The 26,479-nt window shown below is 60.3% G+C and carries 28 protein-coding genes; 19 read left to right on the top strand and 9 right to left on the bottom strand.

Annotated elements, in window-relative coordinates:
• The first annotated feature begins 38 nt into the window (after positions 1-38).
• The 3 genes from F550_RS0115505 (at position 39) to F550_RS0115495 (ending at position 1,357) form a co-directional block, all read left to right on the top strand.
• Entirely contained in the window at positions 39-242 is a 204-nt protein-coding gene (locus F550_RS0115505) for a hypothetical protein (protein ID WP_018149497.1), read from the top strand.
• A 164-nt stretch (positions 243-406) separates the two neighbouring features.
• Complete coding sequence (locus tag F550_RS0115500) at positions 407-898, top strand: SspB family protein (protein ID WP_018149496.1); 492 nt, start codon at positions 407-409, stop codon at positions 896-898.
• A gap of 3 nt (positions 899-901) precedes the next feature.
• Positions 902-1,357: a PaaI family thioesterase gene (locus tag F550_RS0115495; protein ID WP_018149495.1), complete on the top strand. Its 456-nt coding sequence runs from the start codon at positions 902-904 to the stop codon at positions 1,355-1,357.
• 31 nt (positions 1,358-1,388) lie between these two features.
• Here the strand turns inward: F550_RS0115495 and F550_RS0115490 are convergent, their stop codons facing one another.
• Both F550_RS0115490 and F550_RS0115485 read right to left on the bottom strand, forming a co-directional pair.
• Positions 1,389-1,892 carry an SET domain-containing protein gene (locus F550_RS0115490; RefSeq protein ID WP_018149494.1) on the bottom strand — a complete coding sequence of 168 codons (504 nt, stop codon included), beginning with the start codon at positions 1,890-1,892 and terminating at the stop codon, positions 1,389-1,391.
• A gap of 81 nt (positions 1,893-1,973) precedes the next feature.
• Entirely contained in the window at positions 1,974-2,330 is a 357-nt protein-coding gene (locus F550_RS0115485; protein WP_018149493.1) for a RusA family crossover junction endodeoxyribonuclease, read from the bottom strand.
• Positions 2,331-2,504: 174 nt separating this feature from the next.
• Here F550_RS0115485 and F550_RS18755 point away from each other — a divergent pair, with 174 nt between their 5' ends.
• Entirely contained in the window at positions 2,505-3,287 is a 783-nt protein-coding gene (locus tag F550_RS18755) for a GGDEF domain-containing protein (protein ID WP_018149492.1), read from the top strand.
• 125 nt (positions 3,288-3,412) lie between these two features.
• Positions 3,413-5,701: a TonB-dependent receptor gene (locus tag F550_RS0115475; RefSeq protein ID WP_018149491.1), complete on the top strand. Its 2,289-nt coding sequence runs from the start codon at positions 3,413-3,415 to the stop codon at positions 5,699-5,701.
• Between the two features lie 61 nt (positions 5,702-5,762).
• On the opposite strand, the gene hemH is transcribed toward F550_RS0115475, so the two are convergent.
• A complete protein-coding gene (hemH, locus tag F550_RS0115470) occupies positions 5,763-6,809 on the bottom strand; it encodes a ferrochelatase (protein ID WP_018149490.1) in 1,047 nt (348 codons plus the stop codon).
• Between the two features lie 167 nt (positions 6,810-6,976).
• Here hemH and fumC point away from each other — a divergent pair, with 167 nt between their 5' ends.
• From fumC to F550_RS0115420, 10 genes are all read left to right on the top strand, one after another.
• A complete protein-coding gene (fumC, locus tag F550_RS0115465) occupies positions 6,977-8,386 on the top strand; it encodes a class II fumarate hydratase (RefSeq protein WP_018149489.1) in 1,410 nt (469 codons plus the stop codon).
• Between the two features lie 42 nt (positions 8,387-8,428).
• Positions 8,429-8,866, top strand: a complete 438-nt coding sequence (locus F550_RS18750; RefSeq protein ID WP_018149488.1) for a type II toxin-antitoxin system CcdA family antitoxin — start codon at positions 8,429-8,431, stop codon at positions 8,864-8,866.
• Positions 8,866-9,168, top strand: coding sequence for a CcdB family protein (locus tag F550_RS0115455; protein ID WP_018149487.1), 303 nt, complete (start codon positions 8,866-8,868; stop codon positions 9,166-9,168). Before F550_RS18750 ends, F550_RS0115455 begins: the two co-directional genes overlap by 1 nt.
• Before the next feature lie 71 nt (positions 9,169-9,239).
• Positions 9,240-10,049: an SDR family oxidoreductase gene (locus F550_RS0115450; RefSeq protein WP_018149486.1), complete on the top strand. Its 810-nt coding sequence runs from the start codon at positions 9,240-9,242 to the stop codon at positions 10,047-10,049.
• A gap of 40 nt (positions 10,050-10,089) precedes the next feature.
• Positions 10,090-10,842, top strand: coding sequence for a class I SAM-dependent methyltransferase (locus F550_RS0115445; RefSeq protein ID WP_233349043.1), 753 nt, complete (start codon positions 10,090-10,092; stop codon positions 10,840-10,842).
• A 100-nt stretch (positions 10,843-10,942) separates the two neighbouring features.
• Positions 10,943-12,583, top strand: coding sequence for a SulP family inorganic anion transporter (locus F550_RS0115440; RefSeq protein ID WP_018149484.1), 1,641 nt, complete (start codon positions 10,943-10,945; stop codon positions 12,581-12,583).
• Between the two features lie 169 nt (positions 12,584-12,752).
• Positions 12,753-13,907: a hypothetical protein gene (locus F550_RS0115435; RefSeq protein WP_018149483.1), complete on the top strand. Its 1,155-nt coding sequence runs from the start codon at positions 12,753-12,755 to the stop codon at positions 13,905-13,907.
• 77 nt (positions 13,908-13,984) lie between these two features.
• Entirely contained in the window at positions 13,985-14,281 is a 297-nt protein-coding gene (locus tag F550_RS0115430; RefSeq protein ID WP_018149482.1) for a hypothetical protein, read from the top strand.
• Between the two features lie 263 nt (positions 14,282-14,544).
• Positions 14,545-15,165, top strand: a complete 621-nt coding sequence (locus F550_RS18090; protein ID WP_040500574.1) for a GNAT family N-acetyltransferase — start codon at positions 14,545-14,547, stop codon at positions 15,163-15,165.
• Entirely contained in the window at positions 15,162-15,371 is a 210-nt protein-coding gene (locus tag F550_RS0115420) for a DUF4169 family protein (RefSeq protein WP_018149480.1), read from the top strand. Before F550_RS18090 ends, F550_RS0115420 begins: the two co-directional genes overlap by 4 nt.
• A gap of 123 nt (positions 15,372-15,494) precedes the next feature.
• On the opposite strand, the gene F550_RS0115410 is transcribed toward F550_RS0115420, so the two are convergent.
• The gene (locus tag F550_RS0115410) at positions 15,495-16,517 is read right to left on the bottom strand and encodes a hypothetical protein (protein ID WP_018149479.1); all 1,023 of its coding nucleotides are present in this window, start codon (positions 16,515-16,517) and stop codon (positions 15,495-15,497) included.
• Between the two features lie 153 nt (positions 16,518-16,670).
• Between F550_RS0115410 and F550_RS0115405 the strand changes: the two genes are divergently transcribed.
• Positions 16,671-17,783, top strand: a complete 1,113-nt coding sequence (locus F550_RS0115405; protein ID WP_018149478.1) for an NADH:flavin oxidoreductase — start codon at positions 16,671-16,673, stop codon at positions 17,781-17,783.
• 75 nt (positions 17,784-17,858) lie between these two features.
• Here the strand turns inward: F550_RS0115405 and F550_RS19020 are convergent, their stop codons facing one another.
• Entirely contained in the window at positions 17,859-18,032 is a 174-nt protein-coding gene (locus F550_RS19020; RefSeq protein ID WP_083911018.1) for a YqaE/Pmp3 family membrane protein, read from the bottom strand.
• A gap of 126 nt (positions 18,033-18,158) precedes the next feature.
• Here F550_RS19020 and F550_RS0115395 point away from each other — a divergent pair, with 126 nt between their 5' ends.
• Positions 18,159-18,971, top strand: a complete 813-nt coding sequence (locus F550_RS0115395; protein WP_018149475.1) for an enoyl-CoA hydratase/isomerase family protein — start codon at positions 18,159-18,161, stop codon at positions 18,969-18,971.
• Between the two features lie 96 nt (positions 18,972-19,067).
• On the opposite strand, the gene F550_RS0115390 is transcribed toward F550_RS0115395, so the two are convergent.
• On the bottom strand, positions 19,068-19,619 hold the full coding sequence (locus tag F550_RS0115390) for a DUF5655 domain-containing protein (RefSeq protein WP_026180827.1): 552 nt from the start codon (positions 19,617-19,619) through the stop codon (positions 19,068-19,070).
• A 148-nt stretch (positions 19,620-19,767) separates the two neighbouring features.
• On the opposite strand from F550_RS0115390, the gene F550_RS0115385 reads away from it, so the two are divergent.
• Positions 19,768-20,301, top strand: a complete 534-nt coding sequence (locus F550_RS0115385) for a DUF3833 domain-containing protein (protein WP_018149473.1) — start codon at positions 19,768-19,770, stop codon at positions 20,299-20,301.
• A gap of 22 nt (positions 20,302-20,323) precedes the next feature.
• Here F550_RS0115385 and F550_RS0115380 read toward each other — a convergent pair whose 3' ends face one another.
• Positions 20,324-20,938: a hypothetical protein gene (locus F550_RS0115380; RefSeq protein ID WP_018149472.1), complete on the bottom strand. Its 615-nt coding sequence runs from the start codon at positions 20,936-20,938 to the stop codon at positions 20,324-20,326.
• Positions 20,939-21,033: 95 nt separating this feature from the next.
• Entirely contained in the window at positions 21,034-22,830 is a 1,797-nt protein-coding gene (locus F550_RS0115375; protein ID WP_018149471.1) for an AsmA family protein, read from the bottom strand.
• Between the two features lie 125 nt (positions 22,831-22,955).
• On the opposite strand from F550_RS0115375, the gene F550_RS0115370 reads away from it, so the two are divergent.
• On the top strand, positions 22,956-25,298 hold the full coding sequence (locus F550_RS0115370) for an ATP-dependent helicase (RefSeq protein ID WP_018149470.1): 2,343 nt from the start codon (positions 22,956-22,958) through the stop codon (positions 25,296-25,298).
• A 655-nt stretch (positions 25,299-25,953) separates the two neighbouring features.
• On the opposite strand, the gene F550_RS18085 is transcribed toward F550_RS0115370, so the two are convergent.
• Positions 25,954-26,457 carry a YybH family protein gene (locus tag F550_RS18085; RefSeq protein WP_083911017.1) on the bottom strand — a complete coding sequence of 168 codons (504 nt, stop codon included), beginning with the start codon at positions 26,455-26,457 and terminating at the stop codon, positions 25,954-25,956.
• Between the last annotated feature and the right edge of the window lie 22 nt (positions 26,458-26,479).

Here is a 26,479-nt window from a genome sequence, read left to right as displayed (position 1 = left end):
CTTGCCATTGGCGTTTGTCCGGAAAGTGGAGAAACTAGATGTCATCATTTGCGATTTACACCATTGGCTTCCTTATCTTTCTGGGCGGCCTTATCTGGGCTGCGCTAGCCTTTGGTCTGCCTGGACAATGGGTTGCGATCGGCGCTGTAATTCTGGCTGGCCTTGGCCTCATCACCGCCGTCACGAACACGCGCAGCAAGGATGAGACACCCACCTCAGAAGGTGAACAAAGCGGCTCCTGACCGCCTGAAAACAAGCGCGGCACCCACAAACTTTGGCCGCGTTTTCTTGCCAGGTTTAGAAAGGTGGAGCGCGCGAAGTTTCAAGCGCTGCTTCGCGTCCTGAACGAAGCGTGTTGAACCCGGCGCGTTTCCAGGTACAACCGGAGCCCGAAAAGGATTGTTGCATGACCGACTATATTGGCTACGAGGCGCTGACGCAGGCAGCCATGCGCGGCGTCGTTCGCGAAGCACTGCGCCAGACAGCAGCCAATGGCGCTGCGCCCGGCGAGCATCATTTCTATGTGAGCTTCCGGACCAAGGCCCCCGGCGTCAAAATGGCCGACCATCTGGTCGAGCGCTTTCCCGATGAAATGACCATCGTGATCCAGCACCAGTTCTGGGATCTCGAAGTCCATGACGGGCATTTTGAACTTATCCTGAAATTCAGCGGCGTGCCGCAGCATCTGTCTGTGCCTTATGCCGCCATGACACGGTTCGTTGATCCAGCCGTCAATTTCGGCCTGTCCTTCGAAAACGATACCGCCTCGACAGGCCAGGATGTTGTCAGCCCGGCCAGGCAATCGGCTGAGCCAGAAGAACCGAAGCCGCAGAAAAAGGCCGCTGGCGACGAAAATGCCTCGACCGTGGTCAGTATAGACGCCTTCCGCCGGAAATAGGTTTTGGCCGAAGAGACCGAAAAGCCCCGCATCAGCGATGCCGACATGCTGGCGCGCTTCAGGACCTCCAGGAAGCGTCCGGCCTGTTCCGATACGCTCGGTATGGAGCTTGCCGAAGTTCATCAGGACGAGATGCGTATCCTGGTCGACTTCAAGGCCGATGAAAGCTTTGCAAACCCGACGGGCGCCATTCAGGGCGGCTTCATCGCTGCGATGCTGGACGAGGCGATTTCCACCAACATCATTATCGCCTCCAACGTCACCATGACCGCGCCAACGCTGGAGATGAAGGTCTCCTATCTGCGGCCGCTATTTGTCGGCCCCGCCAGAGTCGAAGCGACAATCCTCAAATTCGGCAAGACGGTCTGCTTTTCTGAAGCTGCCTGCATGGATCCGGACGGCAAGGTGGTTGCCACCGCTACGGCAACGGCCGCCCCCAAACCTTTCAAGCGGTTCTAGAGCGCGCGTCCTCCAAGCTTCAAGGCCAGCGTCAGAACCGGCTTGAGTGCCCGTTTTTCACCGCCCTGCCCTCCGCAAACATTTCCATTCCGGGCAGCTGGAAGTATTCCGGCCAGAACTCCGCATAATCATTGGTGATCTCTTCGCCCGCCTCAATATCGCGCAGGGCCACACCAAGCGTTGGATCGGCGCAGCCCATATTCGGCGCGTGGGAATGGTTCACGAACCGGCCATTGTCGGTTTCGTAGATCATGACGTTGGAGCCGCTGGCGACCGGATAGGAATACCGCTCCATCAGGCGGCGCTGGGCTTCGGGGAAAGCGGCGATTTCAGAACGCTCGAACAGAAGATCGAACTTGGAATCGAATTTCCAGAGGGGTGTGCCTTTCGGAATGAAAGACGCAGCAAAAAGGCCAAGTCCCTCAATGGCACTTGGCGCTACATACGTGTCGATTAGAAGCACTGGGCATGTCCAGCCGGGCCGTCTGCCGGTGATGGGTTGCGGCACGTCGTCAGCCGCGATGAGACGGATCATCAGCTATCTGGATTATCCAAAGAACGCGCGAAATCAAATTAAATTATAGACGCCAGATCGCCCGCCCCAACAACGGTCTGGCTACTCCATCGCCTCGACGCGCATATAGATACCTTCGCGCTCTCCGACCCGGCGCTCAACCAGCAGGCGGGCGACCTGGTGATCATCTACGAAGGCGTTTCCCGACACGCTGTCGAGCAGGGCCTTGGCGAGATTATCAAGGTCCATCCAGGGTGGGTCGCCAGTATATTCCATCACGATATGCACGGCATAGTCCCCATGTCCGGGGCGCAGGCGGGTAAAGTCCTTGCGGAAGAACTCCCGTAAAAGCGGCTTGTAGTATTTCGCCTGCGTGGTCAGGCCAAAGCAGCGCACTTCAAGCGCGCCATCATCGGTGATCCGGCCGCGCACCTTTCCAGACTTGATCCAGTCATCCATGCGAAGACAGTTAGTCCGGCCACCCCGTTCGCACCAGTGGCGGAGCAGCCCGGCGCCGCAATACTCAAAACTCTACACACAAAAACGCGGGCGACCTCACTTAAATCCCATTGTAGATAAAATTTCATGCATCCGGGAGAGGCTATGTCAGGCTTAATTTGACATCACCTTCCCATGCAGCGCCTGACCACAAGACTTATCGATTATGTGAACCGCAAACCAACGCGGCTTCCAATGCTGGTTAGCGGCACGGGCATCAGCATGGCGGCAGCTCTGTCATCGCTGACAGTCGTCTTTGGCCTCAACCATAATGGTCCACTCCTTGTGGCGATCATGGTGCTCTTCGCCTGCACGATCGCCATTCCAGCCGGCTACATCCACTATCTTCGTGAGGTCGATATCGCCCGGCAGCAAAAGAGGCTGCATGAGCTTGCCTCTACCGATACGCTCACCGGTCTGATGAACCGCAGAACGTTTGAACGCGCCGTCGAAAAAGAGCGCGCGCGAATGAACCGGACCGCCAATGAGGCCGCCATCATCCTCTTTGACCTAGACTGGTTCAAATCGATCAACGACAATTTTGGTCACTCTGCCGGCGATGATGTGCTCAAGACCGTCGCCGAGCTTGCAGGCAGGGTCCTGCGCCATCCGGTTGATGCGCTCGCCCGCTGGGGCGGCGAGGAGTTCGCAATCCTTCTGACCGACGTGACACCCGATCAGGCCTATGCCGTTACGGAGAGACTTCGCGAGGTTATCGATGCGGCTTCTTTCGACGATCTGGCCCCAGGCCTCTCAGTTTCTGCCAGCTTCGGCGTAACGACTTTCACCTCTCAGTCATCGCTTCACGCCGCCCTCATGGAAGCTGACCACGCACTCTACCAGGCCAAGAAAGACGGCCGTAACCAGACGGTCTGCCGCACGACACAGACCACACCGGTGCTCGTCCACGCCGTCTGACCGTCTGACCGTCTGGCGTGTCCCGGAAGCCACAAATTGCTCTTTGTCGGGAAAATTTTCCGGACCGTCGCACGCCTGTTGCAAAGCACAAATAGGAGCCTCCGCAACAATAACGGAGCCCTCCCATGAAGACTTTCCTCCTGACAACAACGACACTTGCCCTTGCCGCCTCCTTCGCTGCGCCTGCAACCGCGCAGGACGCAGCCGAAGACGAGCTGCGCCAGACCACTGTGACTGTCACCGTCCAGAAGCGGGCAGAGAATCTGCGTGACGTGCCTGTTGCCGTTTCGGCCGTCGACTCCGAGCTTCTCGACGATCTTGGCCTTGATGAATTTTCCGATCTTGCCCGCTTCGTGCCCGGCTTTGAGGTTCAGGAGCAAAGCCCGAACAATCCAGGCTTCGTGATCCGCGGCATCACCTCCGATAGCGGCGAATCGAACATCGAGCCGCGTATCGCCATCTTTCAGGACGGTGTCTCCATCTCCCGCTCGCGCGGCTCCGTGGTGGAGCTCTTCGACCTTGAACGCGTCGAGGTCGCCAAGGGGCCTCAGCCGACCCTCTTTGGGCGCGGCGCCCTGATCGGCGGCGTGAACGTCATTCAGGCCAAACCAGAGTTCGAGTTCTCCGGTCAGGCAACCGCCGGTATCGGCAACTATGACGAGGTCTATCTCGACGGCCACGTCACCGGCCCGATCATCGAAGACACGCTTGCCTTCCGCATTGCGGGTCGCCTGCGTGAGCGCGATGGTTATGTCGAAAGCGTCAATCCGGCCGAGGAAGACTTCAACAGCCAGGACATGTCGGCGGTGCGCGCCTCGCTCGCCTTCACGCCGACGGCGGACCTGCGCTTTGATCTCATCGCCAACTATCAGGAAGACAGCCCATCGGGCACGAGCTTCAAGTCGAAGGCGTTCCTGCCCAGCCCGACAGGCTCTTCGGAACCATGGGACCCAGCCAACCTGAACACGTTCGGCGACTTCCTCGGCGGCAAGCCCCTCGGCCTTGAGCGCGACGTTACCAGCGTGACGCTTCTCGGCGACTGGCAGGTCTCCGACAGCATCTCGCTCTCGTCCATCACCGGTTATCGCGAGTTCGACAGCCTCGAAGTGTTCGATCCGGACGGTTTCGGTCTTGAGCTCCTTATCTTTGCTGAGGAAGCTTCAGGCGAACAGTTCAGCCAGGAATTCCGCGCCAACTATGACGCCGGCGGCCGCGTCCGCGGCTTCATCGGCGCAAGCTATTTCGATGAGACCGGCGAACAGAACGTGCCACTCACCTTTGATGAGCGTGCTGTGCAGGCCCTGCTCGGCGGCTTCCTGGCCCCGCCGCTGGCTCCACCGGTCGACGCACTGCCAGGCATCAACCTGACGGTCTTCCAGCAGTCAGGCGGCACCGTCATTGTCCCGCTGAAGCCGATCCACAATGAGGGCTTCGTCAATGACGGCGAAACGCAGGCCTTCGAGGTCTTTGCTGACGCCACGGTCGATGTCACCGACCGTCTCCAGCTGACCGGTGGCCTGCGCTACACAACCGAAGACAAGGAGAGCGGCCTGCTCGTCGAACTCCTGAACGGGCCAAGCGCCGTGACCGGTGCCGGCCTCTTCGTCCAGCCATCGGGCGGGCGCATCTCCCGCAGCGAAACCTTTGATGACATCACCTGGCGTGCTGCCGCGAAGTTCGAGCTGACCGATACGGTCAACCTCTTCGCCAACTATGCCCGGGGCCGTCGCCCGGAAGTTATCACGGCTTCGGCCTCAGCCCCGTCCGCGGGCTTTGCCGTCCTCGATGCAGAGATCGTCGATGCCTATGAAGCCGGCGTAAAAAGCTCACTTCTTGGCGGCGACCTCAGCCTCGAAGCCTCTGCCTTCTATTATGAATACAACAACTTCCAGTCGACGCAGATCAACGCGCAGGGCCTGATCGAGCCAATCAATGCTGGCGATGCAACGGCTGAGGGTTTCGAAGCGCAGGCCAACTGGTATCTCTCCGACGCGCTCAATATCATTGCGAGCTATGGCTACAACTATGCCCGCTTCGATGATGAGCCAGGTGCCCCATTCGGCGGCAACAAGCTCCGCCTTTCGCCAGATCATAAGGCCAGCCTCGCGGCCCGAATCTTCCTGATGGATGCAGGCTTCGGCACGCTCAGCCTCGTGCCGAGCTATACCTGGCAGTCTCAAGTCTACTTCGACAACACAGAGCGTGAGCTGATCAGCCAGGATTCCTATGGCTTGGTGAACCTCAACGTCCAGCTTGACCTTGAGAACGGCTTCGGTGTCGAGGCTTACGTCAACAACCTCACCGGCGAAGACTATATCATTGATGCAGGTAATACCGGCGACGGCTTCGGCATCCCGACCTTCATCGCCGGCGCGCCGACCTTCTACGGCGCGCGCATCCGTAAGTCTTTTTAGGCTTCTGGTTAGATCCATTAAGGAAGGGCGCGTCGAAAGGCGCGCCCTTTTCTTTTTTGGACTATATCCAGCCGGCCAGCTCGCGCGCGGCCAGCGTCTCAAGCAGGTCGATCGCCCGCTCGGAATCGTTAAGGCAAGGTGCCACCGAGAAATGCGTCCCGCCCGCTTCCATGAAGCTGTCGCGACCTTCCATGGCGATCTCTTCCAGCGTCTCCAGACAGTCCGAAATGAAGGCGGGCGACACCGCGACAATCTTCTTCACGCCCTGTTCCGGCAGCGCTTCCAGCGTCTTGTCCGTATAGGGCTGCAGCCATTCAGTCGGCCCGAAACGGCTCTGGAATGTGGTCATCGCAAATCCGTCCGCCCAGCCAAGCTTTTCGGACACAAGCCGTGTCGTCTTGTGACAGTGGCAATGATACGGGTCACCCTTCTCGAAATAGGCTTTCGGGATGCCGTGATAGCTCATCAGTACGCGCTCAGGCTCAAAGTCGAGGCCCGCGATATGCTCGGAAATGGAAGCGGCCAGCGCCTCGATATAGGCCGGGTGGTCATGAAACGGCGCCGCCGTACGCACGGATGGTTGCCAGCGCATCTCCTTCAGCGCGTTGAAGCTGCGGTCATAAACGCTGGCGGACGTGGTCGCCGAATATTGCGGATAAAGCGCCATGACCGCGATCCGGTCACACCCCTTCGCCTTCAAGGCGGTAATCTTCGAAGCGATCGATGGATTGCCATAGGTCATGGCGAAATCGACGATCAGCTGCTCGCTGCCAATGCGCGCATTCAGCATCTCGGCCTGACGCTTTGTATAGACGAGCAGCGGAGAGCCCTCATCGGTCCAGATTTTCTTGTATGCTTCGCCAGACTTCTTCGGCCGGAAAGTCAGGATCGGTCCCTGCAGGATAGGCTGCCAGATCAGCGGGCTTACCTCGATGATCCGTGGGTCGGACAGGAACTCTGACAGGTAGCGGCGCACCGACTTGTAATCGGTGCCGTCAGGCGTACCGAGATTGACCAGCAACAGGCCAACCTTGCCCTGCACCACCCCCGGATGCCCATCCGGCGCATGCGGCGGCTTGCCTTCAAGTACCTTGCCTGTCTCAACCATCGGATACCCCTCCGCGTCTCATGACTTCATAGATAGGGCGGCAGGCCGGGCGACAAGTGCGGGCGCTGCGACACGCGGGCGCAAACGCGCTTTTGCGCTTCTCGGTGACCATGCTAAAGCGCCCGGTACTCGACTATTCAACTGACACACGAACAGGAGCCGACCCGATGGGCATCTTTGGCGACAAGCAGCCGAAACCACGTACCGAAAGCGACACGATGGGACCTGTCGAGGTCCCCGGCGACAAGTATTGGGGCGCGCAGGCAGAACGCAGCCTCGGCAACTTCAAGATCGGCTGGGAAAAACAGCCCGCCCCTATCGTTCGCGCCCTCGGCATCGTGAAGAAAGCCGCCGCCGAGACCAACATGGCCCTCGGCAAACTCGACGCCAAGCTCGGCAAGGCCATCGTTCAGGCCGCAGATGAAGTGATGGAAGGCAAGCTCGATGAGCACTTCCCGCTCGTCGTCTGGCAGACCGGCTCCGGCACCCAGTCCAACATGAATGCCAATGAAGTCATCTCGAATCGCGCGATCGAGATCCTGGGCGGTGAGTTGGGCTCCAAGTCGCCCGTCCACCCGAACGATCACTGCAACATGTCGCAGTCCTCGAACGACACCTTCCCGACCGCCATGCACATTGCCTGCGCAGAAGAAGTCACCCACCGCCTCATCCCGGCGCTGCAGCAGCTGCACAATGCCCTCAACGACAAGGCCGAAAGCTGGAAGGACATCATCAAGATCGGCCGCACGCACACCCAAGACGCGACCCCTGTCACGCTCGGTCAGGAATTCTCCGGCTACGCCCAGCAGCTTGCCAATGGCATTGAGCGCATCGAGATGACGCTGCCAAAGCTCATGGAGCTTGCACAGGGCGGCACTGCTGTCGGCACCGGTCTCGCCTCACCAAAGGGCTTTGACACCATGGTCGCCGACAAGATCGCCCAGATCACCGGCCTCAACTTCCGCACCGCCCCAAACAAGTTCGAAGCGCTGGCGGCCCATGACGCCATGGTCTTCACGCATGGTGCGATCAGCACGGTCGCCATGTCTTGCTTCAAGATCGCCAACGATATCCGCTTCCTCGGCTCTGGCCCGCGCTCCGGCCTCGGCGAGCTTGCCTTGCCAGAGAATGAGCCGGGCAGCTCCATCATGCCAGGCAAGGTCAACCCGACCCAGTGCGAAGCCCTCACCCAGGTCTGCGCCCACATCCACGGCAACAATGCCGCCATCGGCTTTGCCGGTAGCCAGGGCCATTTTGAGCTCAACGTCTTCAACCCGATGATGGCCTACAATTTCCTCCAGTCGGTCCGCCTTTTGGCAGATGCAGCCGTGTCTTTCACCGAGAATTGCGTCGTCGGCATTGAGCCACGCCTCGACAATATCGAGCGCGGCCTGAAGAACTCCCTCATGCTGGTGACCCCGCTCAAGGAAAAGTATGGCTATGACCGCGCCGCGGCGATTGCCAAGAACGCTCACAAGAATGGCACCACGCTGAAAGAAGAAGCCATCAAAGACGGCATCCCCGAAGACGACTTCGACGCCATCGTCGACCCGTCCAAGATGATCTCGCCGGGCTGATTTCTGCTTGCACGATACACTGCATTCGTACAAATTGTACGAATGCAGTTACGTGAATGGCGCCAGAAAGCACATTTAACGTCCAAAGAATTTGGGCGGCTATGCGGTGTATCGGAAGCTGCTATTCGTCACTACGAGACGGGAGCACGTCGGCCTCGCGCGGACATTGCGAAGCGGATCGAGGCTGCCACTCATGGCGAAGTTACCGCCGCTGAACTTTTAGGCGTAACCGATCCCTCCACTTCGGGCCTCTCAGAAGAGACTGCCCCATTTGTTCATACGCAGATCGATTCAGCCCTAATTTCAGAAGCCGCATCCTACGGCCTTGATGCCGCAGAAATCGCACGCGCAGCTGTCGAGCGCGCTGTGAAGACCGAACGCATGAAGCGCTTCTCGGAAGAAAATCGCGAAGCCATCGAGAGCTGGAACGAGCACTATAAGAAGCACGGCCTCTGGAACGAAAAGTATCGACTTTTCTGATGGATGAGCGCTTCGCAGTTCACGAGATCAGTGACGACCCGGAGCAGTTGATCGTGCTACTCCAATACCCCCATGTGGATACTGGACCAGCAGTCCTCGTCGCGCCGCTACTCGCTGACACGGCCCTATTACCCATCCCATCTGTAACGATCGAAGCTGTCATAAGTGATCGGTCATACATTCTCGCGATGCACCAGCTTTCTGCCTTTCCGAAGCAACTGATCGGCGACCGGGTAGCTTCTCTTATCACCCACGAATACGAAATTCAGCGCGCCCTCTCCCGATTGTTCTTCGGCAACTGACGCCCACTGCCCTTGCCAGCCCGGCAAGCCTCCTCCAAACCGCAGGAAGCAAACGAAGCGGAGGACACGCCATGAGCAATGATTTCAGCAATCTCTTTTCGGTAAAGGGCAAAACGGTCGTCATCACCGGCGGCTCGCGCGGGATCGGTGAGATGCTTGCGGCGGGCTATCTCGCCAATGGCGCCAAGGTCATCATCTCCTCGCGCAAGGCCGATGCCTGCGAAGAGACCGTCAAACGACTGAAAGATCAGTATGGCGGTGAGATTTATGCCATCCCGTCCGATGTTGGCCAGATGGTCGGCATTCAGCATCTCGCTGACGAGATCGCCAAGCGCGAAGACAAGGTCGACGTCCTCATAAACAATGCAGGCGTAGCCTGGGGCGCGACACTGGAGGAGTTTCCAGAAAGCGGCTGGGACAAGGTGATGGACGTGAACGTCAAGGGCATCTTCTTCCTGTTCCAGAAGCTCATGCCGCTGCTGCGCAAGTCCGCCAGCGCCGATGATCCGGCCCGCGTGATCAACATCGCGTCGATCGACGGCATGCACACCTCGCCTTTCAGCGGCTATGCCTATGGTACGTCGAAGGCCGCCGTCATTCACCTCACGCGCTTCATGGCCTCCCAGCATGTGGGCGAACATATCCTCGTCAATGGCATCGCGCCGGGGCCTTTCCCGACCTGGATGCTGTCGACCGGCGTCGGTTTCGGCGGCAAGACCGAAGGCGTCGACTGGGACTCCGTCGCCAAAGGGAACCCATCCGGCCGTGTCGGCACCCCGCAGGACATTGCAGGCCTCGCCATGTTCCTGTCCTCGCGCGCCGGCGCCTATATCTCCGGCCACACCATCCCGTGCGACGGCGGCATCGTTTCATCGAGCTAGCCCGCGTTCGCCGGACAGGCGGTGCGGCCGCACCGAGTTTATGGTATCAGGCCCGATGCTGGATTTCGGGCCTGATACGTTCGGCACGCTGAATGCCAACGATTACGATGCGCTCCACGACCCGGGCACGACTGAGGAGTCGGTCGCCCTGATCGCTGAGCTGGCAGGGCCCGACGCACGCCTCCTCGAGCTTGCCATCGGCACCGGCCGCATCGCGCTTCCACTGAAGCAGCGCGGCTTCGACATTTCAGGCATCGAAGGTTCGCCAGACATGGTGGACATCCTTCGCGGAAAGCCCGGCGGCGCGGACATTCCGGTCGTTATCGGCGACATGGCTGATTGCCGCATCGCCGGGGAATACGACTTCGCCTTCCTCGTCTTCAACACCCTGTTCAACCTGACCTCACAGGATGCCCAGCTGCGCTGCTTCGCGAATGCTGCGCGCCACCTCGCGCCAGGCGGCGGCTTCCTGGTCGAGACCTTCGTGCCGGACTTTTCCGCCTTCCACGACCATCAGAGCCTGCGGACGATGCGGATCGGCATGGGCTCGCTCCTCTTCGAGGCCAAGCTGCACGACCCGGTCAATCAGCGCATCGATTACCAGCGCGTGCGCATTACCGGGAACGGGACGAAGCTGATCCCCCTCCAGATGCGCTACGCCTGGCCGCAAGAGATCGACCTGATGGCAAAACTCGCGGGCCTCGAGCGTGAGAACCGTTGGACCGGCTGGACGAAGGAGCCATTCACGCGCACTAGTCGGATGCATGTGTCTCTGTACCGAAAACCTGCATAACCGCATCCTCAGCGGTTTTTTCACGCCGTGTGTTGCGCCGCAGCATCAAGACCGCCATACGACCCCCAACTATTAACGCCAGACAGACTGAGCCAAATCCGTGACAAGCAAATCCCCATTCGCTGCGTTCGCAGATCGCCTCGGCGCGCAGAATTTTTCGCAAGCCAACCTTTCGAAATTCACGCCGAACAGGATCAAGATCGAGCTGCTCGCCGGTTTGACCGTCGCGCTGGCGCTGGTGCCGGAAGCGGTGGCGTTCGCATTCGTGGCGGGCGTCGACCCGCTTGTCGGGCTTTATGCAGCTTTCATCGTCGGCCTTATCACGGCCGCTTTTGGCGGTCGTCCGGGCATGATTTCGGGCGCGACTGGCGCGCTGGCGGTTGTCATGGTGGCGCTCGTTGCACAGCACGGCGTTGAATATCTCTTCGCGGCGGTGGTCCTCATGGGCATCCTTCAGCTTGCCGCCGGCATCTTCAAACTCGGCAAGTTTATCCGGCTCGTTCCGCATCCGGTGATGCTCGGCTTCGTCAACGGCCTCGCCATCGTGATCTTCCTGGCCCAGCTGACCCAGTTCCAGGTGCCAGGCTCTGCCGAAGTGTCCGGTCATGGCATGTCCGGCGGTGAATGGCTTACCGGCTTGCCGCTTGCCCTGATGTTGCTGCTCACCGCGCTCACCATGGCGATCATCTGGGGCATGCCAAAGCTTACCAAGGCCATTCCAGCCCCGCTTGCCGGTATTGCTATTGTCGCCGCTGTGGTCATTGCCTTCGGCCTCGACGTGCCGCGCGTTGGTGATCTTGCGTCTGTCGAAGGGGGCCTTCCGACCTTCCACATCCCGATGGTGCCGCTCAATCTGGAAACGCTGGAGATCATCTTCCCCTATGCGCTTATCCTTGCCGCCATCGGCCTGATCGAGAGCCTTCTGACGCTCAACCTGGTCGGTGAAATGACCAATCGGCGCGGCGGCGCCAGCCAGGAATGCGTGGCCCAGGGCGCGGCCAACCTCGTCACCGGCTTCTTCGGCGGCATGGGCGGCTGCGCCATGATCGGCCAGTCGATGATCAATGTGAAATCCGGTGGCCGCACGCGTCTTTCGGGTCTCTCATCGGCCCTCTTCCTGCTCGCCTTCATCCTTGTCGGCTCCGCCCTGATCGAACAGATCCCGCTCGCCGCGCTTGTCGGCGTGATGTTCATGGTCGTGATCGGCACATTCGCCTGGAACAGCCTGCGCATCATGACGCGCATCCCGCTTACCGACGCGCTTGTCATCGTGCTGGTGACCGGCGTCACCGTTGCCTATGACCTTGCCACCGCCGTCATCGTTGGCGTCATCGTCTCGGCGCTCGCCTATGCCTGGAACAATGCCCGCCGCATCCGCATCATCGAACGCGATAGTGTCCGCACGCCCGGCGCCCATGTCTATGAAATCGAAGGCCCGCTCTTCTTCGGCTCGACCGAAGGCTTTGCAGAGCTTTTCCATCCAGAGACAGACCCGGACGTCGTCATCGTCGACTTCATGCGCTCACGCGTGGTGGACCAGTCTGCCCTGCAGGCCATCGAAGACCTCGCCGCCAAGTATGAAGCGCATGGCAAGACGCTGCGCCTTCGCCACCTCTCACGCGACTGCCACAAGCTCCTGAAGCGGGCCGGACAGCTCATGGTCGATAGCGATGATGACCCAGATTACGGTCTGGCCGCTGACTATTCGGTACGCACCGGCGTCTTTGGCAGCGGTCACTGATCGCGTCTATACCGACGCGGTTTGACCCGCATTAACCGGTAAAAGGTGCAACGCTGCCCAAAATAGCGACGCTGAGCGCCTTTCCAGCGGGTTTTATCTATAATTACGTTCGCTTGTCCGCCGGGCCCGCTAGACAAAAGTCGGGGCGATAACAGGGGTGGGCAGCGGCATGGACCGCATCGAGGCAATTTACCAGACGATCACAGACGCCCTTCCAGGGGGTGTCGGCGACTTTCTTGCGGCCAATCCGATGGCGGCCGTCTACGCCCTCATCGTTCTTGCCATACTGGTCATGGGCTTCGTCGTCTCTGCGATCATCGTGCGCTGGCGCGAACGCAACCGGCCGAAAAAGCTCGCGCGTCTCGAAGAAGATCTTCGCGAAAAAGAAAAGATAAACGACACGCCGCAGCTTCACGCCTCGCTGCTCGACCAGCGGATGGCGAGCTTCTCCTTCTTCTCGATCATTTCTGGCGCCCTGGGGTGGCTGACGCACTACCGCCGCGCCGAGGACATCGACATCTTCGGCGTCTCCCTTGCCGACATGGCCCTGCCCCTGGCGGTGCTGTTTGCATTATTCGCGCTGGTGGCGCTCCTTCTGAAATGGTTCTGGTCACGTACTTTCGCCAGTTGGGACGAGTGGGTTGAGCAGCGCCGACGAGAGATTGTTCGCCTTCAGAAACTGACGCTCAACAAGCGCACACGGCTCGACGCCGCCCAGAAACAGCAGGCCGAACTAGAAGAGGCCGCGCAGGAACCAGTCGAGCAGCCCGCATCTAACCGGTTCTCGACCTTCTTGCATTCGCGCATCGCCATGCCGTTCGTCCTTGCGCGCCGCATTCGCGACGGAAAGCCAAAGCGGGTCTGGCAGGTGGGCGAAGTTGAAAAAGTGGTCAGTGACAGCTTCGGCTTCATCCGTGAACGTGTCGCCTCTGAAGGCTCCGGCCAGGTCAGCAAGGAAGGCGACCAGTTCTATTTCAACCGCGCCAGCGTCTGTAACACTGAGTTCGCTGATGAAGGCGGCGATGCCTTCTTCGTCACGTCCAGCCGCCGCGCGCCCAACAAGAAAGATGCGCATCCCGCCTATCTTGTCTGCCTGCGCGACAAGCCCTGCCGCGGCTTCGTCCGGCAGCATTTTTCCAACCGCGTCTGCATGGTGGAAATCGTCGACGGACACGAGAACTATGCGTCGGTTCTGGCCCTGCTCGACAGCTCGCTCGTTCCGACAAGCACGCGGCTCAAGCCCGGCGACCGTGTCGAGGGGATCGTTACGCACAATAATCTCGGCGTCTTGCTGAAACAGGTGAAACCGGTTCAGGATGCCTGAAGTCTTGGGCGTGCCCTTGGTGATGCGATATGCTCGACTGGAGACAGTCACGAATCACGAAGAAGGCGCACCGTCCCATGTCCAAAGGCCCTGTCGGCTCCAAATCCAATCCGTCTGAATTTGACGTCCTGTCAAAGCTCGCAGAAGACGAGCCCTATTTCGTTATCCGCGCGCATGACCCGCTCTCCTCTGCCCTGGTTGAGCTGCACGCCTATATTGGTGCAGGCCAGGCAGGCGCGGCTCACAACAAGCTCGCCGAGATCATGGCGCTGACGTCGGCGCGCGCCCCGCGTCCCGCCTCCAGCCCGAAATATCGCGAGACCTTCGCGATCTCTCTCGCCATGGAACAGTGGCGCGACACCCACCAGGCCTAGGTCCTGTACTCATAAATTTTGTTGCGGAGGCAATTGGATGAGCAAGACATGCAAGGAAAGCCGCGCAGGGCGGGCTGAGGCCCGTTCAAGCGGCTTGACGCGGCAGGGCGCCGCTCAGCCGGTTGAGGCGTCCCGCCCGTGCCACACCGGGCACCGGTCTTTTGCCCGCGTGCGGCGTTGCCGCCGCTTGAAAGGCCCCGGCCTTCCTGCGCAATGGCGCCTGGCCCGCAAACAAAACTCCGCCGCCCGCCGCGGCAAAATTTATGAGTACAGGACCTAGGCCGGTGAAGCTTCCGTCCGGCCCGCTACAGAGCGACCATGTCAGGCTCGTCCCGTTCGATCTTGATCGCCACGCGCCTGAGCTGCGCGACATGGCGGAGAGATCGGGAGAGCGTCTGGCGACCTGGCCGTTCTACAACCCGCCGGGCGACTGGATCACGCCCTGGACGAAGACCATCCGCCAGCGCACCGAGGCAGGGACGCTGATCCCCTATGCCGTGCTGCTGCCGGACGGCCGTTTCGGCGGGATGACCGCCTATCTCAACCCCAATCCGGACTGGCGCAATGTCGAGGTCGGCATGACGATCTATGCGCCCGAACATCAGGGCGGCATCGTCAACCCGGCCTGCAAGCATCTGCTGCTCAGCCATGCTTTTGATGCAGGCGCGATCAGAGTCTATTTCCATGTCGACGAGCGCAATGCCCGCTCACGCGCTGCGGTCCTGAAGCTCGGCGCGCGAGAGGAAGGCATCCTCCGCCATAACCGCATCCTGCCAGACGGACACCTCCGCTCGACCGTCGTCTTTTCCATTCTTGCCGAAGAATGGCCAACCGTGAGAGACAGGCTCCACCGAAGGCTGGCCAATGGAGGCCGGGACGCATGACCACCCCGATAAATCTCAACAAGGTCCGCAAGGATAAGGAACGCGCCGCTTCAAAGAAGCAGGCCGCTGAAAACCGGGTCAAATTCGGCCGGACCAAAATCCAGAAACTCGCCGAGAAAGCCGACGCGGCCCGCCTCCGCAAAACCGTCGATCTTGCAAAAAAGGAACAGGAGCGGTCCGACCGGCGTTCAAATTCTGAAAGTTAACTTCCAGAAAGGAATACGCCCATGTCCCGCTACCTGCTCACAACGAGCGTGATCTCAGCCTGTTTCCTGATCGCCGCGCTGGTTGGCTTCGCGATGGGTGTCAGCTGAACCGTTTCGCCCCGCCTAGTTGATCGCTGGCTCATAATACCCTGTCAGCCGGTCGAGTACCTGAAGCCCGTTGCGGTAAGCCGACACCCGCGACAGCGAGTCCTGGAATTGCCGATCGACCGGCATGCCAGACCGCCGCGCCTGCTCAGCTGCCTCGGCATAAAGCGCCTGCGCCTCAGCGAAGTTTTCACCGGACTCGTAACAGGCCGCCAGATTGTGCGTCACGGCAGGGGCCTGCGGGTATTGCGCATGCAGGTCCTGCCACACCGCGCATGACGCACCGGGCGAGCTGCTGGCTGCATCAAGCGCATCGGCAAAGCGTGGATCAGACGCGACGACCGGATCCATCGCGTCCTTTACGAACACCGCCCGCATGACGGCGTTGCGCGGCGCAATCTCATTGCGGATGTCGCCCAGCGTCGAGACAAGCGCATTGCGCACAAGCTGACGCGGCGGCTGCACACCTGCCCGCCGACCATAGCCCCATCCACCGCCTGCAGCACGTCTGCCACGGCGCCCGACCAGATAGCTCTCCTCGCAGCTTTCCGCGCTCGCATCGCCGAAATATGTATCCTGGTAGATCATGCGGCCAGTGCCATACTCGATAAGGCGCGGCGCAACGGACACGGACACATTCTCTCGCAGGCAGACCCGCTCCACCTCGGCCCGGCGCTCACAGTCAAACGGGCCATCCCATTCCACGCACTCGGTCGACGTGTCGTAATATTCCTCGGCCGTATAGTCCTCGATATTGATCTGGCCTTCATAGATACCGGCGCGCTGTCCGTCGGGCACATAGCCGTCACTATAGCGCGCAATGCTGAACCATGGCTGGCCATCAAACATTGCGCCCGACAGCATTGCCTCGAATTCCTCGGCATACCAGTTCCCGGACGGGCCATTGAACCGGCCGACATCCACGGTCCGCGTCTCCACGGCAGCTGTATTTACCGGCACGAGCCGGGCAGAATAATCGATCCCCGGCGTCGCACAGCCTGCAACACCCGCAATAGCAGCTAGAATAAATGCGAATTTCATGTCGGTTTCCCCTCGTCCAGATCAAACAATGCCACCCCTGTTGGCAGCCATCAAGTGAATGCTGACTGAATACTTGGCGCAAAAGAAAAGGATTGAACCACTCTCTTCGATGCCCCAGATGCAGGGCTGTCCAATCGATACGGAGTCTTCGCCATGTCCTCAGCCGCCCCGCTATTTGAACCGTTCAAGCTGAAATCGCTTGAACTTCCCAACCGGATCGTGATGGCGCCGATGACACGCGGCTTCAGCCCGGGCGGCGTGCCGACAGACGATGTCGCCGCCTATTATGCCCGCCGCGCAGAGGCAGATGTCGGCCTCATTCTCTCAGAAGGCACACTGGTGCGGCGCAAGGGCGCCTCCGACAATCCGAACTATCCGCTGTTCCACACCGAAGCCGCGCTCGCCGGGTGGAAGAATGTCATCGACGCGGTCCACGACAAGGGCGGCAAGATGGGCCCGCAGATCTGGCACCAGGGCCTCCTACGCAAGACCGGCACCGGCCACTTCCCCGACGCGCCATCCGACAGCCCGTCCGGCATCACCCACAAGGGCAAGAAACTCTTCGACGCGCCGACCGATGAAGATGTCGCCGACATGGTCGCCGCCTATGTCGACGCCGCCAAAAGCGCCAAGGACCTTGGCTTCGACACGGTCGAAATCCACGGTGCGCACGGCTATCTGATCGACCAGTTCTTCTGGGAAGTTATGAACCAGCGCGAGGACAAATATGGCGGCGGCCTGCCGGAGCGCGCCCGCTTTGCTGGCGACATCATCTCTGAAATCCGCACCGCCGTCGGCCCGGACATGCCGATAATCCTCCGCTTCTCGCAGTGGAAACAGCAGGACTATGACGCACGCCTCGCTCAAACCCCGCAGGAATTCGAAGCCTTCCTCAAAGTCTTCGTCGATGCCGGCGTCGATATCCTGCACGCCAGCCAGCGCCGCTTCTGGGAAGCCGAATTCCCTGAGGTCGACGGTGAGAATGGTCTCAACACCGCTGGCTGGGCAAAGAAGCTGACCGGCCTTCCAACCATCACGGTCGGCTCTGTTGGCCTCTCATCCGAGTTTACAGGCGCCATGCGCGGTGAAGGCTCAAAGACACGGCCGATCACCGACGTGGTTGAGCGTCTGGAAAAGGGCGAGTTCGACCTCGTCGCCGTTGGCCGCGCCCTGCTTCAGGACCCGGAATGGGCAACCAAGGTCAAGGAAGGCCGCACTGAAGAGCTTTCCGACTATGACGCCAAGGCGATGGCGACGCTTTACTAGAGCCGCGCCATAACCGGATACGAAAAGGGCGGGCCTTCAAAGCCCGCCCTTTTTACTTGTCTTGAAAGCCTGAGATCAGACCGGCTCTGCGCCGCCCTTGGAGCTGACCCAGAACGCGTGAATAACGGCGGGCAGCCAGAAGATGAAGCAGAGAACAATATTGATCAGCAGCTGCAGACCGATGCCTGCGCGCAACGCCACGGCAACAGGTGGCAGGAATATACAAAGTAGAATTTGAATTAATGACATGGGAGTTCCTTTTAGACTTGCAAAAGGAACGCGTCATGGCGCTCCGCCGTTCCGACTTCTATTTTTTCGCGTGACTGCCCCAGCGGCAGACCCCTCATCCTGACAAAAAATATCAGGGAGAACGCCATGTCCTACGAACAGATCAAGGTCGAGCATAAAGGCCCCGTCTGCCTCATCACACTGAACCGGCCCGACAAGCTGAACGCCTGGACCCCGGACATGAGCCGCGAACTGGGCGCGGCGATCACGGCGGCCAATGAAGACGAGGATATCGGCGCCGTCGTCATGACCGGCGAAGGCCGCGGCTTTTGCGCAGGCGCGGACATGTCCTACTTCCAGAACAATATCGAGGCCTCTGAAACCAAGGCCCACAAGCGCGATGGCGGGATCGACTGGATCTCGCTCATCCGCTCATCCAAGCCGTGCATCGCCGCCGTCAACGGCCCCGCTTTCGGCATCGGCGTGACGCAGATCCTGCCCTTCGACATGATCGTCGCGTCCACGGCGGCAAAGTTTGGTCTGGTCTTCGTGAAGGTCGGCATCGTGCCGGAACTCGCCAGTTCTCATTTCCTCGTCCAGCGCGTTGGATGGGGCAAGGCGCACGACTTGCTCCTGACCGCCCGGCCTGTCTCTGGCGAAGAAGCCGTCAACCTCGGCCTCGCCGACCGCCTTTCAGAGCCCGATGCCCTGATCGACGACGCGATCGAGCTCGCCAGCCAGATGGCGCTCAATCCCTCGCCCATGCTGCGCATGACCAAACAGCTTCTCAGCGCCAATTCCTGCGACACCGACACCGGCCGCATCCAGGCGCGCGAGCACGAACAGCTGGAGATCTGCTACACCCTGCCAGAGCATAAGGAAGCCGTCGCTGCCTTCAGCGAAAAACGCGCCCCCGACTTCAAGGCAGCCCGCCACAAGGCGCAGGCGAAGATCGACTAGGCGGCGCTCAGACCCGGTTGGTTACAATAGCCGCCCATGGTGAGCGAAGTCGAACCATGGGCGGCGAACAGCACAGGCGCTGCGGATAAGCCGCCCTCATGCCCGCTCATAAGCCGCTTTCAGCCAGGCCTTTACCTCGTCGTCGACTTCCTCGACCACTTGCAGCTTGATCTTGTGCGTGCACATGCCGCCTGGCTTCTCTTCGGCAAGCCGCAGCGTGCCAGCCTCGCCCTTGAGGTTCAGGCCAAGGTCCACCCGTGACTTTGTGGCGGGCGTCACAACGGCAAAATTCTTCGAGCGGCGGAAAGCAACCGACGTCTTCTTCGGCGCGATCTCTACATCATCCCCGAGCGTTTTTGCGAATGCCTCCAGAGCATCATAGATCGGCTTGAGGCTCTCCTTGCCCTGATACTGGCCGGACAGCAGATCATCTTCGCTGGCTTCGAGCCGGCCTTTGGCGGCCTGACACACAAAATTGGCGTAGCCATGGGTCATCCTATGCTCTGTCTTGAGCAAACTCATCTGCTCGCCATGCTTTTCCAGTCCGCTGGATTTCACGATCTTGACCCAGTGACCCAGCGGTTTTCCGGTTTTCTCGGCAATCCCCGCTTTCATGCTTTCCAGCATTTCCTCTGATGTCTGTGCCATGGTGCGCCCCCCACTCTATACAGCCTGCGTTTCCCTTGGGTCATATCAGGCAACCAGGAAGTGAAACTGTCAAGCTTCAGCGCGATTTGGACGAGCGCTGATCTGGTGGTCGCGTCTCTCCGTATTCAGCTTGAAAGGATCTTCCCTCATGCGAATTTCTACCGGTCTTGCGCCCGTCCTTCTTGCTGCCAGCGTCGCTGTATCTGGCTGCGTCTCCAACTCACTGGAGGATTTCAGCGAGGCCGAGCGGACCTTGCGCCTGGAAGACTATTTCCTTGGTGAAACCACCGCCTACGGCGTCTTCGAAGACCGGTTCGGCAAGATCAGGCGCCAGTTCAAGGTCGACATAACCGGCACGGTTGAAGGCGACACGCTGACCCTGGTGGAGGAGTTCGACTATTCCGACGGCGTTCGTGACACCCGCACATGGACGATTGAGATGCTTGGCAACGGTCGCTATCGCGGCACCGCCAATGACGTGCCGGACATGGCTGAAGGCCGGGCCGTCGGCAACGCCTTCAACTGGACCTACAGGGTAGACCTTCCGGTCGGTGACGGCACCTGGAATGTCGGCTTCGATGACTGGATGTATCTGCTACAGGACGGCGTGCTTCTGAACCGCGCCTTCGTCACGCGTTTCGGCATCCGCATTGGCGAAGTGACAATCGCCTTTCGCAAATAGGCCCGTTCTTCGAGACCGCCGTTCAGACGTCCTGCGGCCAGGCTGGCGGGCGATTGGCGAGCAGCCCGAACAGCAGGCTGCGGCCCTGACCCGGCTCGGCGCGGACAAGCTGGATGCCGGATGTCCGGCTGATCGCTTCGGCTGATCGTGCAACAATGGTCGTGCGGCCGTTTTCCCCGTGGCCGGGGTTGCGGTCTTCGCCAAGCAGCAGTTTGCGGCCATCTTTCAGGACCAGCCAGTAAGGCATCGTCGTCACCTGAATGCCCATTCGCGAATAGACCTCACGGCGGCGGACAATCTGGTGGATGTCGCGGTAGCCAACTTCGCCCTCAAAGCTCTCAGTCCGGTGATGCGCGGCCCGGTTTGCCGGCAGGCAGAGCGTGACATGACCAGGGCGCAGCGACACGCGCCACTGATGCTTCATCCGCATTGAGTGCTGCAGGCTGACACAATATGGCGCAATGATCAGGCCGATCAGGCAGGCCAGCCCCGCAGCAAGCGGTTGGCCCAAAACGAGAAGATATACTCCCCCGCCGAGCGCCCCGAGGACGAGGGCCCACATCGCTGTGGCTGCGAGAACCGCTCCGATTCGCGCGCCATAGCCGTATTCGAAAACAAGTCTGTCTGATGTGCCCATCGTCGTCGTCTTCCCCGATTGAATTCGTCTCAGACGGGAATATCCGCAAGTTTCATGCCGAGACAGGCGACTGGTTGTGACGGCTGCAGGCGGGCCTAATTATCAACGCTGGACGCTGACTCAGCGCGCGCAAGAAGCGATCCGCAGGGGGCGTCCTGCGCCATGCCAGGTTCGATGAATGGCAAGGCGCCCAGACCGCCGCTCACCGAGGCGAGGATGGTCGCAATCCCAAATTGGGCGACGGTCTCTGCACTGAAGGGCTGTAAGGATGGATTACGCAGCGTGCCGCCAATGGAAACGTCCCCGATCAAGGTCCCGAACGACGCGTCCTTCGCCTCCGAGCGCACGCTGAGGCGCAGGGCCTCATTGGAGAGGTCCACGTCGCCGCGAACGACCACGAGGCTGTCATCTGTATCGACGACGGCTGGCGACAGATTTCCAACACCCTCCTCGAATTCGAGCACGAGCGCTGCGCATCGTGCCATGACATATGTCCGGTCATCTGCGGATTCGCCCAGAAGGCTGATCGCCTCGCCTATATCGAGCGCGGCCCCTTCGGCTGCGAGGGCGAGAACTTCCGCATCGCGCGACCAGACCGCGGCCGTGCCGTTCATGCTCGCCGCTGCCTGGCGAAGCCCATCGCCGACCGTCGTCATATCGAAATTCCCATCGGCACCGCCGCGCAGATAGGGCGACAGCGACAGATTGGAGAACGCCACATTGCTGAGCTCGCCGCGCATATCGGTGTGGGCCGGAGACTGGCTGCCATCCAGCGTCGCATAAGCGCGAAACTCGCCCTGCGCGAAGTCGAGCAGGATGAGCGGTGCCCGCACCACCCGGCCCTCAATCTCGAAATCAAGCTCCAGCGACCGGATGTCGAATATGGAATCGCTGACATTCTGCGCCACGTACCGCACGCTGCCGTCGACCGCATCGAGCCGCGAAAAATCGACCTCGGCATTCGGGATGAGGCGGTCGCTGCGATTATAGGCGGTGCGCGCGCGCTCCTGCACCTCACCCGTGGTCTCATTCTCGCCGACACCGATCGGAATGCCGAAGACGATACCAAGATCGTCAGCATCAAGCTCGCTGGAGACGAGGTCTGCATTCACCACCGGCGTCTCTTCCCTGGGCTGCACCGTAATCTCACCGGAAAGGTCACTGTCGCCAATGCGCGTTTCAGGCTCGACGTTCAGCGTCCAGACATCAGGCGCGATATCGACGGTGAGCCGCATATCATAGGGCGGGGTATCCGGCGCGGCGAGTCCGGCCAGGTCTGCAATATCGGAGAAGTTCTCGCCCGTGATGGTCAACACGCCGTCGAGTTTGCTGAAAGCGGCCGACGTCTCTCCATCAAAGCTGAGCGTCGAATCCGCCCCGCTGGCGCGCAGCATGAAGTCACCAGACCGCAGCGACCCGCGCGCCGTCTCGATCAGCACGGTCCGCGTCTCGTCGTCCCGCTCGATGATCATCTCGACCGATGTCAGGCGCACTTCATCGACAATGCGCCGGGCACTGCCAAGGCCCGGCCCATTACTGTCGCCACCATCGGTATCCTCGATCCGGACCGAGCCGTTGTCAGCCTCAAGGTAGGAAAGCCAGCTCATGAAAGGCAGGAAGCCAACAAGGTTGAGCTGCGCCTCGATACGCTCAGCCTCAACCCGGCCCGGCACTGACAGCCCCTCGCCCTCGACCACGAGAATAGCCGGAAACCGCGTATGCGCGGTCTGAACACTTGAGCCATCAGGCCCGAAAGCCCCCAGCAACCAGTTGGCCACAGGCGTGCCAAAGCGCGGCTGCGTCATGGCCAGCAACAGCAGAAGAAAAGCGAGCAGGACCCCGCCAATCACCCAGCCCGCTATCTTGAACAGTTTGAAAAATCCGGATGACATCTCACCTTAACGCGCCGTCTGAAGACCGGTTCGCGTGCGCCTGCGCAATTCCTTCTCCGGTACCCCACATACCGCCTCAGTCCCGGCCACAGTCGGCCCCTGCCATTGGCGCCGAAGCCTGCTATATGTTCTCCATGAGTTCTGCCCCGAATCGCCGCCCTTCAATCTCCGAGATGGCCGCTGCGCGCGCGCCTCAGCCAGACGGCAATGCCGATTATCTGGACGGCCTCAACCCCGAACAGCGCGACGCCGTCGAGACGACCGAAGGCCCGCTTCTGGTGCTGGCCGGCGCCGGCACCGGCAAGACGCGCGTCCTGACGACCCGGCTTGCCCATATCATCGGCTCCAAGCTTGCCTGGCCTAGTCAGACCCTGACGGTCACCTTCACCAACAAGGCCGCCCGCGAAATGCGCGAGCGTGCGCTGCACCTCATCGGCGACGCCGGTGAAGGCCTCAGATGGCTCGGCACCTTCCACTCGATCAGTGCGCAGATTCTCCGCCGCCACGCCGAGCTCGCAGGCCTCAAATCCAGCTTTACCATCCTCGACATGGATGATGTCATCCGCCTCTGCAAACAGGTGATCGAGGCAGAGAGCATCGACACGAAACGCTGGACGCCGCGCCATCTCTCAAGCCTCATTGATGGCTGGAAGAACCGTGCGCTGACGCCGTCGAAAGTCCCTAAGGACGAAGCCTGGCAGTTCGCCGACGGCAAGGCGATCCAGCTTTACGAGACCTATCAGAACCGCCTGAAAGTCCTGAACGCCTGCGACTTCGGCGACTTGCTGATCCACAACATCACCATCTTCCAGGACAATCCGGACCTCCTCGCCGACTATCACAAGCGGTTCAAATACATCCTCGTCGATGAGTATCAGGATACCAACGTCGCCCAATATCTCTGGCTCAGGCTTCTGGCGCGCGGCTCAAACAATATCTGCTGCGTCGGCGATGACGACCAGTCCATCTATGGCTGGCGCGGCGCAGAGGTGGACAACATTCTGCGCTTCGAGAAAGACTTTCCCGGCGCCAAGGTCATCCGGCTGGAGCGCAATTACCGCTCGACCAAACACATCCTCGCGGCGGCCTCTTCCGTCATCGATTACAATAAGGGCCGCCTCGGCAAGACGCTCTATGTCGGCGATGGCGAAGAGACCAATCCCGACGCCGAAAAAGTCCAGGTCCGCGGCCTCTGGGACGGCGAGGCCGAAGCGCGCCTCATCTGCGACGATGTCGAAGCCTACGTAAACAAAGGCGGCCAGTATGAAGACTGCGCCATCCTCGTGCGTGCCTCATGGCAGATGCGGCTCTTCGAAGAACGCTTGATCATGCTGGGCATCCCCTACCGCGTCATTGGCGGCCCGCGCTTTTTCGAGCGCGCCGAAATCCGCGACGCCCTCGCTTATCTCCGCCTCGTGCGCAGCCCTGATGACGACCTCGCCTTCGAACGTGTCGTCAACCAGCCCAAGCGCGGCGTCGGAACCACAACCGTCCAAAAGCTGCAGACCTTTGCCCGCAATGATGGCCGCTCGCTTTTCACGCTGACCCCGATGGTGCTGCAGACCGATGAGGTCAAAGGCCCCGCCAAGCGCGGCCTCACCACCTTCATCGATCAGGTCAATCTCTGGCGCGACCGCCTCAATAACGGCATGGCGCATCACGAGCTCGTACAGGTCATCCTGGATGAGAGCGGCTATACCGACATGCTGCAGAAGGACCGCTCCCCGCAGGCCCAGACGAGGCTCGATAACCTCAAAGAGCTGATCCACGCCATCGGCCAGTTCGACAGCCTCGCCGGCTTCCTCGAACATGTTCAGCTGGTCATGGATGTTGGCGGTCAGAGCACCGGCAATGAGGTTCAGATCCTGACGCTTCACGCCGCCAAGGGCCTTGAATGGCCGATGGTCTTCCTGCCCGGCTGGGAAGAAGAAGTGTTCCCGTCCCGCCGCTCGCTTGATGAAAGCGGCATGAAAGGTCTCGAGGAAGAACGACGCCTCGCCTATGTCGGCATCACCCGCGCGCGCGAAAAATGCTCGATCAGCTTTGTCGCCAACCGCATGATCTTCGGGCGCTGGCAATCTGTCCTGCCGTCACGCTTTGTCGACGAACTGCCGCATGACAGTGTCGATGCCAGCAGTGAAACCGGCTACTCAACCGTTCCCGGCGGCGAGACAGGTTTTCAGGGCACAATAGAAGACCTCGGCGAGCGCTCGAACTATACCTCGCCCGGCTGGCGCCGCCTCAAGGAAAACGCCCGCAAAGGCTCACGCTCCAGCCCTGTCATCGACGGCAAGGCCGAGCTTATCGCCACCAGCGCCGGCCAGTCCGGCTTCAAGATCGGCCAACGCGTCCACCACGAAAAATTCGGCTACGGACAGGTCCTCGCGGCAGATGGCACCAAGCTACAGGTCAACTTTGAAAAGATCGGCCTGAAGAAGGTCATCTCGACCTTTGTGACGGGGGTTTAGATGCGTCTGAAATGGGTCGGACGCCGCCCAACGCTTCTATCTGTCTTCCCCCTCTCCCGGCTGCGGGAGAGGGGGAAGGGGTGAGGGCTGCAACCTGCGTTCGGGCGCTGCAGTGAATGCTAGTCAGGAGCGTTTCAGCCCTCATCCCCGCCCCTTCTCCCGCGATCGGGAGAAGGGAGAGCGCTCCACTCTAATCATGCGTCGCCCTCGACGGCGCAGCCGTCTGAGGGTCCATCTCCGGCCATCACCTCATATGCCCATCTCACCGTCCGGAGATGGACGCCCAGATGGGCTGGCACCCATCGGGCGTGACGCCTGTCTCTGGCGTCGCGCAACCTGAGGCCAGTATCCACCTCATCCTGAGCCTGTCGAAGGATGAAGCGTGTTGCGCTGTGCGTCCCGGCTAAAGAGCCAGCACATCAATCTCGTCCAAGGCGAAGACACCGACCGCCGAGCGCAGCCCTGTCTGGCTTCATCCTTCGACAGGCTCAGGATGAGGTCGCGCTTGAGGCGAGGTTTGCCTATTCGTTAAATCACTGCCGCCGAAACGCCGCCCCTAAGGCAACATTCGTCATCCCGGCTCGCCTGCGGCGTCCGGGATGACGATAAACTACGGATCAGATTGAAATAGACAGCCAAGGCCCGGGACGAAGCTCTACTCCCACCCGTCCGTGAACGGACACGCATCCAGCCAGTCGGCATCTTCGTCGATGTCGGAATTGAAGATCTGCACATCGACCAGCCAGCTCTGATCGCCCTGAAGCCTCAGTGTTTCGAGAAACTTGCCTGGATTGACCTCATAGCTGCCGTCTGCCTTGAGCTGGAAAAGACAGTAACGCCCACGCATATAGGCCGTGTCGCCGCTGCCCTCCATATGTTCCACCACAGAGGCAAGCTTGAGGCCCGGCTTGTGATCGGCCTTCCATTTCATGATGGAGGCATGCCCATTTACGGCAGGCTCGTGCGGCGGCATCACAATCGCGTCTGGCGTAAATACTGTCACGAACTGGTCGAGGTCGTCCTGATTGTAGGCAGCCACGACATTTGTCGACAGGGACTGTATCTGTGCCCGGTCCATCTGATCGATTTCCGGCGGAAGCGACTGACACGCAGCCGCACTCAGCAGCAAACTAATCACTGGTAGAACATGATTTTTCATTATTTAAATATCCCGTCCTGGC

Origin of the sequence: Henriciella marina DSM 19595 (assembly GCF_000376805.1) — a bacterium.
GTDB lineage: Bacteria > Pseudomonadota > Alphaproteobacteria > Caulobacterales > Hyphomonadaceae > Henriciella > Henriciella marina.
Note: the sequence above shows the minus strand (reverse complement) of the source record. Positions and strands in the feature narration are given on the sequence as shown.

What these genes read in the sequence shown, in the direction of transcription:
- F550_RS0115450 (WP_018149486.1), top strand. Translation starts at nt 9,240, where the DNA reads ATGAGCAATGATTTCAGCAATCTCTTTTCGGTAAAGGGCAAAACGGTC.
- F550_RS0115435 (WP_018149483.1), top strand. Translation starts at nt 12,753, where the DNA reads ATGGACCGCATCGAGGCAATTTACCAGACGATCACAGACGCCCTTCCA.
- F550_RS0115385 (WP_018149473.1), top strand. Translation starts at nt 19,768, where the DNA reads ATGCGAATTTCTACCGGTCTTGCGCCCGTCCTTCTTGCTGCCAGCGTC.
- F550_RS0115455 (WP_018149487.1), top strand. Translation starts at nt 8,866, where the DNA reads ATGGATGAGCGCTTCGCAGTTCACGAGATCAGTGACGACCCGGAGCAG.
- F550_RS18755 (WP_018149492.1), top strand. Translation starts at nt 2,505, where the DNA reads ATGCAGCGCCTGACCACAAGACTTATCGATTATGTGAACCGCAAACCA.
- F550_RS18090 (WP_040500574.1), top strand. Translation starts at nt 14,545, where the DNA reads ATGAGTACAGGACCTAGGCCGGTGAAGCTTCCGTCCGGCCCGCTACAG.
- F550_RS0115375 (WP_018149471.1), bottom strand. Translation starts at nt 22,830, where the DNA reads ATGTCATCCGGATTTTTCAAACTGTTCAAGATAGCGGGCTGGGTGATT.
- F550_RS0115505 (WP_018149497.1), top strand. Translation starts at nt 39, where the DNA reads ATGTCATCATTTGCGATTTACACCATTGGCTTCCTTATCTTTCTGGGC.
- F550_RS0115410 (WP_018149479.1), bottom strand. Translation starts at nt 16,517, where the DNA reads ATGAAATTCGCATTTATTCTAGCTGCTATTGCGGGTGTTGCAGGCTGT.
- F550_RS0115485 (WP_018149493.1), bottom strand. Translation starts at nt 2,330, where the DNA reads ATGGATGACTGGATCAAGTCTGGAAAGGTGCGCGGCCGGATCACCGAT.
- F550_RS0115430 (WP_018149482.1), top strand. Translation starts at nt 13,985, where the DNA reads ATGTCCAAAGGCCCTGTCGGCTCCAAATCCAATCCGTCTGAATTTGAC.
- F550_RS0115390 (WP_026180827.1), bottom strand. Translation starts at nt 19,619, where the DNA reads ATGGCACAGACATCAGAGGAAATGCTGGAAAGCATGAAAGCGGGGATT.
- F550_RS0115445 (WP_233349043.1), top strand. Translation starts at nt 10,090, where the DNA reads ATGGTATCAGGCCCGATGCTGGATTTCGGGCCTGATACGTTCGGCACG.
- F550_RS0115405 (WP_018149478.1), top strand. Translation starts at nt 16,671, where the DNA reads ATGTCCTCAGCCGCCCCGCTATTTGAACCGTTCAAGCTGAAATCGCTT.
- F550_RS0115395 (WP_018149475.1), top strand. Translation starts at nt 18,159, where the DNA reads ATGTCCTACGAACAGATCAAGGTCGAGCATAAAGGCCCCGTCTGCCTC.
- F550_RS0115500 (WP_018149496.1), top strand. Translation starts at nt 407, where the DNA reads ATGACCGACTATATTGGCTACGAGGCGCTGACGCAGGCAGCCATGCGC.
- F550_RS0115370 (WP_018149470.1), top strand. Translation starts at nt 22,956, where the DNA reads ATGTTCTCCATGAGTTCTGCCCCGAATCGCCGCCCTTCAATCTCCGAG.
- F550_RS0115380 (WP_018149472.1), bottom strand. Translation starts at nt 20,938, where the DNA reads ATGGGCACATCAGACAGACTTGTTTTCGAATACGGCTATGGCGCGCGA.
- hemH (WP_018149490.1), bottom strand. Translation starts at nt 6,809, where the DNA reads ATGGTTGAGACAGGCAAGGTACTTGAAGGCAAGCCGCCGCATGCGCCG.
- F550_RS18750 (WP_018149488.1), top strand. Translation starts at nt 8,429, where the DNA reads ATGCAGTTACGTGAATGGCGCCAGAAAGCACATTTAACGTCCAAAGAA.
- fumC (WP_018149489.1), top strand. Translation starts at nt 6,977, where the DNA reads ATGGGCATCTTTGGCGACAAGCAGCCGAAACCACGTACCGAAAGCGAC.
- F550_RS19020 (WP_083911018.1), bottom strand. Translation starts at nt 18,032, where the DNA reads ATGTCATTAATTCAAATTCTACTTTGTATATTCCTGCCACCTGTTGCC.
- F550_RS0115475 (WP_018149491.1), top strand. Translation starts at nt 3,413, where the DNA reads ATGAAGACTTTCCTCCTGACAACAACGACACTTGCCCTTGCCGCCTCC.
- F550_RS0115490 (WP_018149494.1), bottom strand. Translation starts at nt 1,892, where the DNA reads ATGATCCGTCTCATCGCGGCTGACGACGTGCCGCAACCCATCACCGGC.
- F550_RS0115420 (WP_018149480.1), top strand. Translation starts at nt 15,162, where the DNA reads ATGACCACCCCGATAAATCTCAACAAGGTCCGCAAGGATAAGGAACGC.
- F550_RS18085 (WP_083911017.1), bottom strand. Translation starts at nt 26,457, where the DNA reads ATGAAAAATCATGTTCTACCAGTGATTAGTTTGCTGCTGAGTGCGGCT.